The organism is Clostridium sp. 16K-1-R1 (assembly GCF_023921145.1).
Taxonomy (GTDB): Bacteria; Bacillota; Clostridia; order Clostridiales; family Clostridiaceae; genus Sarcina; species Sarcina perfringens.
Window position 1 is genome coordinate 1,638,399 of record NZ_CP046515.1, and the last position, 11,949, is coordinate 1,650,347.

Below are 11,949 nucleotides of genomic sequence, written 5' to 3' on the forward strand. Positions count from 1 at the left end.
ATTTATTCAATTCCTTTTCTGAACATATGAGTAAAATGCTTATCATAAAGAAGACTCTTCTCATAATTACAGTCAATGAAATCTCCAACTAATATTTGAGCACATTTATTTATACCAGCTTCCTTAACCTTTTCTGATATATTTTCTAGTGTTCCTATGATTATTTCTTGATCATCCCATGTTGCTCTAGAAATTACAGCTATAGGAACATCTTCTCTTCCATATCCTCTTTTTAATTTTTCAACTACCTTATCAATCATTGATATAGAAAGGAATAATGCCATAGAAGCTCCTATTCCTGCTAACTTTTCTAAATCCTCTGTCTCTGGTACTGGTGTTCTTCCTTCAACTCTAGTTAATATAACAGTTTGAGTTACTGATGGAAGAGTAAACTCTTTCTTTATAGCTGAAGCTGCTGCTGTAAAGGAACTTACTCCTGGTACAACCTCATATTGTATATTGAACTTATCTAGTTCATCCATTTGTTCCTTAATAGCTCCATATATTGATGGATCTCCAGTGTGAAGTCTTACTATTACTTTATCTTCACCATCATTTTCTTTTATAACTTCAACTACCTCTTCTAAAGTCATTGAAGCTGAGTTATATATTTTAACTCCTTCTTTACAAACATCTAAATGTTCTTTGCTTACTAAAGATCCTGCATATATTACAACATCTGCTTTTTCTAATAAATTTCTTCCTCTAACAGTTATTAAATCAACAGCTCCTGGACCTGCACCTATAAAATATAACATTTTATCCTTTGCCTCCTAATAAAATACGATTTTTTATTTATAATTTTTCTCTATTTACTTGCTAGTATTAAAGACATGTAATCTCTATGATTTAAGATCTCTTCTCTAGTTTTTAAAACTTTTTCCCCTTCTCTACCTGCTCTACTAACTAGAACATAATCAAATCCTTTTTCTTCTAAAACATCTAAAACTTCTTCTTCTTTTTTATAAACTTTCATTATTACAACGAACTTTTCATCTTTTATGTCATGTACTCTACCTGCTGGAAGAACAAGTAATGGTTCATTACCTACAACTAATGTTCTATCAACTATGCTAGCTGCAGCACAGAAAGATGTTATTCCTGGAATAGTTTTTACATGGAAACCATGGTCTTCTACATAATTTAATAAATGTATATAAGTACTATAAACATAAGGATCCCCTATAGTTAAGAAACTTACATTTTTTCCTTCTTTAAGTTTTTCTAAAATAAAGTCATAAGCCTCTTTAACTTTTAATTCTCTGTTTTTCTTTCCCATTGGGAAATGTTTAACAGCTATTTCTGTTCCTTCTTTTATGTATTCCTGAGCTGCTATTAATGCTATGCTCTCTCCACCTTCTTCTGCACTTGGTGCTACTATAACATGACTATTTTCAATAGCCTTTACTGCCTTTATTGTTAATAGTTCACTATCTCCTGGTCCTACACCTATTCCATATAATATTGCCATTAATTTTCCTCCTTAAATGCCTTAACAATAAAAATTGGATTATTGCTAATCATCATGTATGTATTTTCTCTATTTTTACTTATGTTAACTAAAGAAATTTCTGTTTTATATTCTAATTTCTTTAAAAATTCTATTGCATTATATGCATTGTTTAAAGTTATAAAGTTTAATACTAAAACTCCATCCTCTTTTAATATTTCATCTGATATATTTATAATTTTTTCAAGGCCTCCACCAGAGCCTCCTATAAATATAGAATCAAATTTTGAGATTTTTTCTTCTTTAATTTCCTTTGAAAGTGATTCCATATGTTCTATAGCATCACCCTCTAAAAGAGTAACATTATTACAATTAAACTTTTTTAAGTTCTCCTTAGTTACTCTTATGGCTTCTTCATCTCTTTCTATAGAAAATACAGATCCCTCTTCTATAAATTTAGAAGCTTGAATAGTAATACTACCAGTTCCACTTCCTATATCTAAAAAATTAGAATCTTTATCTAAATCTAATTTACTAATAGTAAGGATTCTAATATCCTCTTTTGTCATAGGACATTTTCCTCTTATAAACTCTGAATCTTTTATAAACTTCATATATCCTCCAAAGGAAAATTTATCTTTCAATTATTATTACAGATAAATCTCCATAATCCTTTTCGCAAATTTCTCTTGGGCTTCCAATTGTTATATTTTCATCTTCATAAGAAAGATTTTCTCCAACATATATAGTACATTCTATAGAATTTTCTATTAACCTTTTACTTAGCTCAGAAGGAGTATTTTTTTTATCTGTTAACCAAATAGAAAGTTTATTTTCCTTCACAACTTCTATAAAATTTTCTTCTCTTCCATGCATACTTCCAACAAAAGCATCATTCCAAGTCTTATTAACCCTACATGTTAAATATTGAAAAGAACTTATTCCAGGAACAATAGAAACTTCTCCCTCATAATTTTTACATATATAATTTGTAATTCCATAAAAGGTTGGATCTCCTGAGGCAACTATTGAAATCCTCTTTTCCTTATTTTCATTTAGAAATTCTATTATTTCTTTTAAACCTTTTACTCTCTTAAATCTTTCATCATTTATACTATTTAAAAACTTTAAGCTAGAAATTGCTCTTTCAAAACCAACTATATAATCACTTTTTTCTAGTTCCTTAATAACTTTAGGAATTATATAGTCTTCATGGCCTGGTCCTAATCCTAATATTTTAACCAAAAGCCTTCATTCCTTTCTAATTTAAGTTTAATCAAACAAGTTTGAATTTTTAGATTCATATAGTAACTTCATTTCCTTTGATCCATAGTACATAAGAATATTAAAGTTTGCTTCACCATAAGCATATATATCTAATCTCTTTAGTACCTTTTCTCCAATTCTTTCATATAACATAGGAAAATCCTCTCCAAGAAGTCTTACGGCACCTTCACTTGTTTTTTGATCTAAAACTTTTTTTACTAGTTCTAAATCATATCCCATTAAGGTAAGCTCTAGGGCTATAACTTCTAATCTAACATCTGAAACCCTACTATGTGTATTGAAACATCCAAAGGCAATCTTGCTTAACTTTCCTATATGTCCTACTATGGTTAAATCCTTTATTCCTTGAGCTAAGGCACACTCTATAGAAAAACCTACATAATTAGATATAACAACTATATTGTCTTTTTTGTATCCTCTTTCTCTTAAGAATCTTTCTCCCATATTTCCAAATACAAATACAAGATCTTTATTATTTACGGCTTTTTGTCTTATTTCAATTCTTATAGATTCCTTTAAGGCCTCTTCTGACATTGGATAAACTATTCCTGTAGTACCAAGTATTGATATTCCATCAACTATACCTAATCTAGGGTTAAATGTTTTCTTAGCAATCTCTCTTCCTCTTGGAACAAAAATTGTTATTCTAACTCCCTTATCCTTAGGAAGTACACTTAAGACTTCTTTTTTTATCATTTCTCTAGGTACTGGATTTATGGCAGGTTGTCCTTTTTCTACAAAAAGACCCTCTTTAGTTACTACTCCAACGCCTTCTCCTCCACATAGTTCAAAGCCTTCTTCAATTTCTTCTGCCTTTGCAAAGATTTCAAGACCTGAGGTAGCATCTATGTCATCTCCCCCATCTTTTACTATGGAGCAAGATATTGAATTTTTTTCGACCTGTATATCTTGTATTTCTAAATTAAGTTTTATATTTTTAGGAGTATCTATTTCTATAACACTTATGTCTTTTTTATTAAAAAGCATATAAGTGGCGGCTTTAGCAGCAGCTGCTGCACAAGACCCTGTAGTGTATCCACATCTAAGTTTCTTTCCACCGCTTTCTATATACATATCAAACATTTAGATTACCTTCTTTATTACATATCTCTTTTATAATTCATATAAAGTAATGCATTTATTATAGCTGCTGCTACTGTACTTCCACCTTTTCTTCCCTTAACTCTTATATAAGGAATTCCAAGTTCATCTAAATCTTCTTTACTCTCACTAGCCCCTACAAAACCAACTGGAACTGCTACTATAAGCTTTGGATTAGCTTTTCCTTCCTTAATAAGTTCTCTAAGTTTAAATAAGGCAGTTGGAGCGTTTCCAAAAACAAATATATCTACATTTTCCTTTGCTGCAAGTTCAACTCCTGCCATTGATCTAGTTATTTCTTTTTCTTTAGCTAATTTAAATACCTCTTCTAATCCAACATAGCATTCAACTGATGCATTTAATTCTTTTAATGCTCTTTTGTTCATTCCTGATAAAGCCATTGTTGTATCAGTATATATTTTAGCTCCATTCTTTAATGCAGAAACTCCTGCCTCTATAGCACCTTCACTTATTTCTATTAAATCTTGATATTCAAAATCCGCAGTAGTATGTATAACTCTTTTTACTATTTGTAATTCCTCTTCTGAAAAATTATGTTCATGCATTTCAGAACCTATAATTTCAAAACTTCTTTTTTCAATTCCCATAGGGCTTTTCATGTAATCCATTATTTCATTTCCCTTCTATGTTTCTTCTTTTTAGTTTCTCCAAGTCCTTTATATGTACCATTAATAACATCATTAATTCTATCTATGTATAAATTTCCAAACTCTTCGTATTCTCCTAAGCCTTTTAAAATAACATTAGCCTTTATTCCTTCACTTTCAAATCTGCTCTTCCATGAATCTTCTTCATCTGAAGCCATATCATTTTTAGCATGATCTCCAGCTACAACCATTAAAGGAATTATTGTTATTTCTTTTATATCTTTCTTCTTAGCTTTCTTTAAGACATTTGAAAAATTAGGATACCCTTCTACAGTTCCTACAAAAACATCTTCATAGTCCTTATCTATTAAAACAGATTGTAAACATCCATAAACAGCATTTGATGGATGAGCACTACCATGTCCAACAAATACACATGGAGAATTCTTTTCTATTAAATCTTTCATTGTATCTACGAAATATGAATAATCATCTGGACCTGATTCAAAACCTTCATAATGGAATATTGGTCTTCCTATTTCTATCTTTTTAAAGCATGGTTCATATTCCTTTACCATATGCTTTATATAATCAAACTCTTCTCCTGGAATAATATGAAGTGGTTGAACTATAACTTCCTCATATCCTTCCTCTCCTAATTTCTTTAAAGCATCCTCTGGAAATAATACTTCCATGTTATGTTTTTCTTTAAGTTTTCTTACTATCATATGTGATGTAAAACTTCTAAAAACATCATATTCTTTAAAGTTTTCCTGTATTGAATCTTCTATTTTCTTTATAGAATTATTTAATGCGTCTAAATGACTTGTTCCAAAACTTACTACTAATATAGCTTTTTTCATATTTCACCTCTAAAATTTAAAAATAAAAAGCATCTGTGCTACAAAGAACAGATGCTTACAAATCAAAGTAATTATTCCTCAAAATTATGAACAAATAAGTACTAATCTCTTCCCTCCGAAGCTTAGTTCATGATCTTTAGGCAGGTATCCTGACTTAAGGCTTATCCTCATTTCTCCCTTCCCAATTTATATAATCAGTGGTCAAATAGAAACTTGTATCCTATCACAGTAGCGGGGGCTGTAGTGGACTTTAACCACTTTCCCTTTTAATTAAAATCAAACCTAAAAATATAAAATATTATTTTTTTTAATTATAATATATAATCTTAATTATTTCAATATAGGGTAAATTTCTTATTTTTTATATTTGTAGTATAATTAAGTTGTTAATTTTTTCTTACCATATTTTAAATCTTTAAAGGTTAAATTTGTGTTACATTTGACTTTTATGTTATAATTCAGTAATATATGATGAAATACACTTAAGTTGTGGACAGTTTAACTAAAGGAGTGTAGTTTATGCAAAAAAGAATTTTGTCAGCATTAATTGCTATGGCAATTAGTATTTCAGCTACTCATGTAGTTTTTGCTGATACAGTAAATGATAAGAAATCTACTATACAGGAGAATAAAGTAAAATATTCACAATTAGATAATGAAGTTATTTCACTTAACTCTCAAGTGTCAAAACTTAATAATGAAATTGAAGATTTAAATGCTAAGTTAGAAGATAATAAGGCTAAAATGAAAGATACAGAAGAGAATTTAAAAGAGACAGAAAGCAAAGTAAGCACTTTAAAAACTGAAATAGATGAAAAACAATCTGTTTTAGGAAAAAGAATGCGTGCTATGTATAAAAGTAAGGATTCTATGAATCCCGTAGTTTTCTTGCTTAAGTCTGAAGACTTATCAGATTTAATAACAAGAATAGACGCTTTAGCAAGGGTTACAGCTTTAGATAAAAATCTTATACAAAGTTTAGATGAGCAAAAAGATTCTCTTAATAGTGATATTAAAAAGTTAGAGAGAGATAAAGCTGAACTTAAAGAATTGAAAGCTTCAACTGAGGAATCTCTTAAAACCTTAGATAGTAAAAAAATTGAAGAACAAAAGAAAATTGATGAATTAAATAAACAAAAAGAGGCTGTTTTAGAAGTAATTAAAGAAAATGAAATGTCTTTAATATCTCATTCAGTTTCAGTTATAAATTCAAGTTCATCAATTAATGAACTTGAAAGTGCAGTAAGCACATTGAATCAATTAATACCACAACTTAACATTGATTCTGTAAAAGAGGCAGCTAACAATTCTGTACAAGCTGCTAAAAATAAAATTGAATCATTAAAAGCTGAAGAAGCTAAAAAAGCAGAGGAAGCTGCTAAAAATAATGCTGCAAACTCTTCAAATACTACTAGCAGTAATAATAGTTCTAGCCAACCTAGTAGCGATGGCAAGTATAAGAAAACACTTTCTATGGAAGCCACTGCATATAGTGGTGGAACCTTAACAGCTATGGGACTTAAACCTGTAAGAGATCCAGGTGGAATAAGTACAATAGCAGTTGATCCTAGTGTAATTCCTTTAGGATCAAAAGTGTACATCCCTGGTTATGGTTATGCTATAGCATCAGATACAGGTGGAGTTATAAAGGGAAATATTATTGACCTTTACATGAACTCTCATGATGAATGTATATCTTGGGGAAGACGTCAAGTTACATTACACATAGTTGCTTATCCTGGTGAATGGTAAAAAGATAAGACTTTTCGTCTTATCTTTTTCTTATTTTACTTCCAAAATTATTAAATGCCTTTAAAAAAAGAAAAATTACTAAAAATGCTATTATTGCAGTAATAACTACAAATAAAAAGTTTAATAGATCTTTAAAACTTAAACCCACTCCATCTAAGAAATTTCTAACCTTAATACTAACTTTAAAAAAACCCCATAAAATCAAACTTCCAATAATACCTACTGAGGCTGCTGTTAATCCAATCTTTGATCTTTTAAATATACATATTAAGCCTATAAAAGCAAAAGTTATTATTATAAAAATAAATTTCCAATCTAAAAATTCCAAAATCTATTCTCCTAAAAATACTTCTCTATTATTTTACTTAATAAAAGTTTTAATTATTCATTTACTTGTTTAAGATTTTAATTATTTTATTAGGTAAGTAAACTTTATAATTCCTAAAGAAACTCTATAATAATATCCTTATTAAATTTCTTATTTTTTGTAAAGATATGATTTTAATCATAATTATAAAGAATAAAATAGTAATAGCAAAAAAAATAGGAGTCAACTAGACTCCTATTTTAATTAAACTGTAAATCACTTTAATTATTATCCTGCAAAAACAGGTACATCAAATGTGAAATTATTTTCTAAATATAAATCTTGATAACTCCTCATAATATCAGCAATACTTGATGCATACCATGGTGTTGTAGCATATTGATGCCATATATTTGATACATTTTGATTATATCTCATCTTATAAAGAGTATTTTGACTATATCTTGAACTATGAACATAATTTAATGAAACAAATTCTGCAGCACCCTTTATAGCATTTTCAATACTTGTCCAACCTCTATTATAAGCATATGTTGTTCCTAATATTAAAGCTCTATTTGGAAAAACTGATGAATTATCCTTAGCCCCTATTCCAAATAAATTATAAACTGTTACTGGCTTAGATAATTTAATCATATGATATCCTACTAATTGACCATTACCATTATATATAGGTTTACTTTCATCTGCAATTTCAGTAATTGTTACACCCTTTGCAAGTTTACTTGTTCCATTACCTGTTTCGTGTAAACATTGAGCAACTAAGTATATAGGATCTATGTTAAAGGCTTTAGCAGCATTTACAAAAGCTTGTCCTTGTCCTGTTAAAACTCCTTTGTTACTTAATCTACTACTTAATCCACTTACATTAACTGATCTAAATTTATCTATTCTTAAGAACTGTAGCTTATTAGTAGCTTTAGCTGGATTTATATATTTTTCAAATTCTGAGTATGAATAATTTGAAGGATTATTTCTTTGTTGTAATTTTATATATTCGTTAAGTGATACTCCATAATTTGTTTTTGAAGCATTTCCTATATCTAATCCAGGATTAACATTTGAGTTACCATCAAAAATATTTATATAATTTTTAGATGCATAAGCTTCTTGTCCTTTATAAGTTATCTTATAGAAACCATTTTCTTCTCCTATTATTTCAACACTTTCTCCACTATTTAAAATTCCAATAATTTGAGATGAAGTATTAGCTTCTTTCCTTACATTTAATCCTTTAGATGCAGTTACAACACCAGTTTTCTTACTATTTTCAGGGTTACTTGGTTTTTCTGGTTCTGTTACTACCTCGTCTTTAATATCCTTGATATATTCCTTAGCCACATATCCATGAGAACCTTTATATTCTATTTTATAGAATGCCCCTTCTTCTCCTACTATTGTTACATTTGTGTTTCCGCTTAAGCTTCCTATAACCTTACTGCTTGTACTTGCTCCTTCTCTTACGTTTAAAGAGCTACTTACATTCACTATTCCTGTTTTTTCAGTACTTTCAGGAGTACTTGGTTTTTCTGGAGTCTGTGTACCTTGGTTACTATTACTACTTTCTGTAACATCTTTAACATATTCCTTAGCTACATATCCATGAGAACCTTTGTATTCTATTTTATAGAATGCTCCTTCTTCTCCTACTATTGTTACTTTTGTGTTTCCGCTTAAGCTTCCTATGACTTTACTGCTTGTACTTGCGCTGCTTCTTACATTTAGTGAACTACTTACATTCACTATTCCTGTTTTTTCAGTACTTTCAGGAGTACTTGGTTTTTCTGGAGTCTGTGTACCTTGGTTACTATTATTACTTTCTGTAACATCTTTAATGTATTCCTTAGCTACATATCCATGAGAACCTTTGTATTCTATTTTATAGAACGCTCCTTCTTCTCCTACTATTGTTACCTTTGTGTTTCCACTTAAGCTTCCTATAACCTTACTACTTGTACTTGCTCCTTCTCTTACGTTTAGAGAACTACTTACATTTACTATTCCTGTCTTTTTAGTAGTTTCAGGAGTACTTGGTTTTTCTGGAGTCTGTGTACCTTGGTTACTATTATTACTTTCTGTAACATCTTTAACGTATTCCTTAGCTACATACCCATGAGAACCTTTATATTCTATTTTATAGAAGGCTCCTTCTTCTCCTACTATTGTTACCTTTGTGTTTCCGCTTAAGCTTCCTATAACTTTACTGCTTGTACTTGCGCTGCTTCTTACATTTAGTGAACTACTTACATTTACTATTCCTGTCTTATTAAGAGATCTAACAGCCAAAACTACAGGTTCTGCTTTAGGAGTAGCTTTAGCTTCTTTTTTAGATTCATCAACTTTTTCTTTTTTAACTTCTTCTTGTTTTACAACTTGAACCTTTTCACTGTCTCCATCTTTTGATATGTATTTAGAATAAACATAGCCATATGAATTATTAAACTCTATTTTATAAAATCCATTACTTTCACTTATTATGTTAACTTTTTCTCCACCTTTTAAGCTACCAATAATCCTACTATTTGTAGTAGACGCTTGTCTAACATTTAAAGCTGTATTTATATTAACCTTACCTGTTCCTTCAATTGGTTCTTTTTTTACTTCTGTCTTAACTTCATTATTTTTATATGAAATTAAATTAACATATTTACTAGATACATATGCTCTTCTACCATTAAAATCAATTTTATACCAACCATCAATTGATTTATCTAATACATTTACCTTATCATTTTTATGTAAAGTTCCAATCACTTGACCATTTTCATTTGGGCTAGTTCTAACATTTAATTGATTAGCAGAAATTAAACCAACATTATCTTGATTTAAATTATCTCCTAGTACTCTTATGTCCTTAGCTTCTACATAACCTACAAAATCTTTATAACCAACTTTATACCAGTTATCAGATACCTTGTCTATTATGTTAACTCTAGCGCCCCTAGGTATTGAAGTTATTATTTCATGAGAAGAATCTGCACCTTTTCTTAATCCTAGGTCTTCTGATGAAATAATTTCTCCAAATGAATTTCCTTTAGAAGTATTAATGTTTTTAACCTCATTCACTGGTTTCGCATGTACTTTAGTATTAGTTGTACAAACTATTGCTCCAGCTCCAATTACAGCACCTACTATAAGACAGCTTAATCTATTTCTATTCATGTTACCCTCCTTTTATAAAAAATTAATATTTTATATAAAATCATAAAAAATTCATTATAAATCAATGTTAATTCTAAGGAAAATAATGAATTTCTTATAATTATTACTTATTGCTCATAATCTTTCCAATAATATTATACTTCCTAAATCAAAATTAGCCAATAATTATAAAACAAATCTTTTTAAAATTCCACCTTTTTTGTTTACTAAATTATAATTTTTCTATTTTTTTCTATATTTTATTATACTAAAACATTTTCAACAAAAGTAATATTTGTAATAAAAAAATACACGTCATGCAAATTTAATATTTACATAACGTGTACTCATTTATTAAAACTTTATAATAGACTTATATCTTTCCTAAGCGTTGATATATCTATTATTTGTTCATTCCTTCTTCTACAGCAACAGCAACTGCAACAGTAGCTCCTACCATTGGGTTGTTACCCATACCGATAAGACCCATCATTTCAACATGAGCTGGAACTGATGATGATCCTGCGAATTGTGCATCTGAGTGCATTCTTCCCATAGTATCAGTCATACCGTATGAAGCTGGACCTGCAGCCATGTTATCTGGGTGAAGAGTTCTTCCTGTACCACCACCTGATGCTACTGAGAAGTATTTCTTACCTTGTTCAACACATTCTTTTTTGTATGTTCCAGCAACTGGGTGTTGGAATCTTGTTGGGTTAGTTGAGTTACCAGTGATTGATACGTCAACTCCCTCATGATGCATTATAGCAACACCTTCTCTAACGTCGTCTGAACCGTAGCATTTAACTTTAGCTCTTGGACCGTTTGAGTATGGAGTTTCTTTAACGATGTTTAATTTACCAGTTACATAGTCAAATTTAGTTTCAACATATGTAAATCCGTTGATTCTTGAAATTATGAATGCAGCATCTTTTCCAAGACCGTTTAATATAACTCTTAAAGGCTCTTTTCTAACTTTGTTAGCTTTTTCAGCTATTTTGATAGCACCTTCAGCAGCAGCGAATGATTCGTGTCCTGCTAAGAATGCGAAACATTTAGTTTCATCTCTTAAAAGCATAGCTCCTAAGTTTCCGTGTCCTAATCCAACTTTTCTGTCATCAGCAACAGATCCTGGAATACAGAAAGCTTGTAATCCTTCTCCGATAGCTTCAGCAGCATCAGCAGCAGTTTTACATCCTTTCTTGATTGCTATAGCAGCACCTAAAGTGTAAGCCCATCCAGCATTTTCGAATGCTATTGGTTGAGTTTCTTTAACGATTGTATAAGGATCGATTCCTAAATTTTCGCAAACTACTTTAGCATCTTCTATTGTTTCCATTCCGTACTTTTCTAATACAGGTTGTATTTGGTTAATTCTTCTTTCATAACTTTCAAATAATGCCATTTTATTATCCTCCT

11 protein-coding genes and 1 riboswitch are annotated in these 11,949 nt (G+C 29.9%); of the genes, 1 reads left to right on the plus strand and 10 read right to left on the minus strand.

The genetic code is table 11. The features are described 5' to 3' along the window. Positions 1 to 2: 2 nt before the first annotated feature. The 7 genes from cobM to GOM42_RS07240 are packed head-to-tail and all read right to left on the minus strand — an operon-like array spanning position 3 to position 5,309. Positions 3 to 758: a precorrin-4 C(11)-methyltransferase gene (gene cobM, locus GOM42_RS07210; RefSeq protein WP_003452074.1), complete on the minus strand. Its 756-nt coding sequence runs from the start codon at positions 756 to 758 to the stop codon at positions 3 to 5. Between the two features lie 50 nt (positions 759 to 808). After that, positions 809 to 1,471, minus strand: a complete 663-nt coding sequence (locus GOM42_RS07215; RefSeq protein WP_003456602.1) for a cobalt-factor II C(20)-methyltransferase — start codon at positions 1,469 to 1,471, stop codon at positions 809 to 811. Beyond that, positions 1,471 to 2,064: a precorrin-6Y C5,15-methyltransferase (decarboxylating) subunit CbiT gene (gene cbiT, locus GOM42_RS07220; RefSeq protein ID WP_003452120.1), complete on the minus strand. Its 594-nt coding sequence runs from the start codon at positions 2,062 to 2,064 to the stop codon at positions 1,471 to 1,473. Before cbiT ends, GOM42_RS07215 begins: the two co-directional genes overlap by 1 nt. A gap of 19 nt (positions 2,065 to 2,083) precedes the next feature. Continuing rightward, a complete protein-coding gene (gene cbiE / locus GOM42_RS07225; RefSeq protein WP_003456587.1) occupies positions 2,084 to 2,695 on the minus strand; it encodes a precorrin-6y C5,15-methyltransferase (decarboxylating) subunit CbiE in 612 nt (203 codons plus the stop codon). Positions 2,696 to 2,722: 27 nt separating this feature from the next. Beyond that, complete coding sequence (cbiD, locus tag GOM42_RS07230) at positions 2,723 to 3,820, minus strand: cobalt-precorrin-5B (C(1))-methyltransferase CbiD (RefSeq protein WP_003456440.1); 1,098 nt, start codon at positions 3,818 to 3,820, stop codon at positions 2,723 to 2,725. Positions 3,821 to 3,837: 17 nt separating this feature from the next. Further along, positions 3,838 to 4,467: a precorrin-8X methylmutase gene (locus tag GOM42_RS07235; RefSeq protein ID WP_003452122.1), complete on the minus strand. Its 630-nt coding sequence runs from the start codon at positions 4,465 to 4,467 to the stop codon at positions 3,838 to 3,840. After that, on the minus strand, positions 4,467 to 5,309 hold the full coding sequence (locus tag GOM42_RS07240; RefSeq protein WP_003452057.1) for a sirohydrochlorin cobaltochelatase: 843 nt from the start codon (positions 5,307 to 5,309) through the stop codon (positions 4,467 to 4,469). The genes GOM42_RS07235 and GOM42_RS07240 overlap by 1 nt, the downstream gene beginning before the upstream one ends. Before the next feature lie 121 nt (positions 5,310 to 5,430). Continuing rightward, positions 5,431 to 5,610, minus strand: a riboswitch (cobalamin riboswitch). 218 nt (positions 5,611 to 5,828) lie between these two features. On the opposite strand from GOM42_RS07240, the gene GOM42_RS07245 reads away from it, so the two are divergent. Continuing rightward, positions 5,829 to 7,061: a 3D domain-containing protein gene (locus tag GOM42_RS07245; RefSeq protein ID WP_003456592.1), complete on the plus strand. Its 1,233-nt coding sequence runs from the start codon at positions 5,829 to 5,831 to the stop codon at positions 7,059 to 7,061. Between the two features lie 19 nt (positions 7,062 to 7,080). Here the strand turns inward: GOM42_RS07245 and GOM42_RS07250 are convergent, their stop codons facing one another. The 3 genes from GOM42_RS07250 to GOM42_RS07260 form a co-directional block, all read right to left on the minus strand. Beyond that, a complete protein-coding gene (locus GOM42_RS07250; protein ID WP_003456488.1) occupies positions 7,081 to 7,389 on the minus strand; it encodes a hypothetical protein in 309 nt (102 codons plus the stop codon). 267 nt (positions 7,390 to 7,656) lie between these two features. After that, positions 7,657 to 10,551 carry an SH3 domain-containing protein gene (locus tag GOM42_RS07255; RefSeq protein ID WP_110077452.1) on the minus strand — a complete coding sequence of 965 codons (2,895 nt, stop codon included), beginning with the start codon at positions 10,549 to 10,551 and terminating at the stop codon, positions 7,657 to 7,659. 382 nt (positions 10,552 to 10,933) lie between these two features. Next, positions 10,934 to 11,935, minus strand: a complete 1,002-nt coding sequence (locus tag GOM42_RS07260; RefSeq protein ID WP_003452142.1) for a GGGtGRT protein — start codon at positions 11,933 to 11,935, stop codon at positions 10,934 to 10,936. Positions 11,936 to 11,949: the final 14 nt, after the last annotated feature.